The organism is Streptomyces lancefieldiae, assembly GCF_031845825.1.
Lineage (GTDB): Bacteria > Actinomycetota > Actinomycetes > Streptomycetales > Streptomycetaceae > Streptomyces > Streptomyces lancefieldiae.
The window spans coordinates 1-449 of record NZ_JAVRFH010000329.1 but is presented as its reverse complement, the minus strand read 5'-3'; the positions used below and the strand labels follow the sequence as shown (position 1 = coordinate 449).

Sequence of the window (449 nt, the reverse complement as noted above, 5' to 3'; positions counted from 1 at the left end):
GGCGGTGAGCGTCCCGCGCAGGGCGGCCAGCTTCAGCAGGTTGGCCTCGGCGCCCGTGGTGAGCGTCTGGGCCTCGCCCGCGTAGTGGTCGTCGACGACGGCGGAGAGCTCGGCGTCGTTCATGACGGGCACGATCCGCTCCGCGATCTTGTTCATGTTGCGGTACGACCCCTGGAGCCGGAACGGCGGCTCGGTGCGCGTCGCGTCCGTCTGCGCGGCCGAGGCGATGTACGCCGCGTTGACCGCGAGGACGGTCTCCCGGGCGGTGAGCAGATGCCGCAGCACAGCCAGTACGGCATCCAACTCCACGGCCGAGTAAGGGTGTTCCAGGTGCTCGGCGCGGGCCGAGGGATCGCCGCCGCCCGCCAGCCGCACCAGCAGCGCCAGGTCGTCGCGCGAACGGGCGGCGAGCGGAGCCAGCACCGGGTTGGCGGTCAGCGCGTTCTCCA

The 449-nt window shown here is 72.4% G+C and carries 1 protein-coding gene; it reads right to left on the bottom strand.

Annotation, left to right across the window (positions count from 1 at the left end; all coding sequences use genetic code 11):
- The coding region (locus RM812_RS42375; RefSeq protein WP_311586369.1) for a hypothetical protein at positions 1–449 on the bottom strand (449 nt) is incomplete at both ends.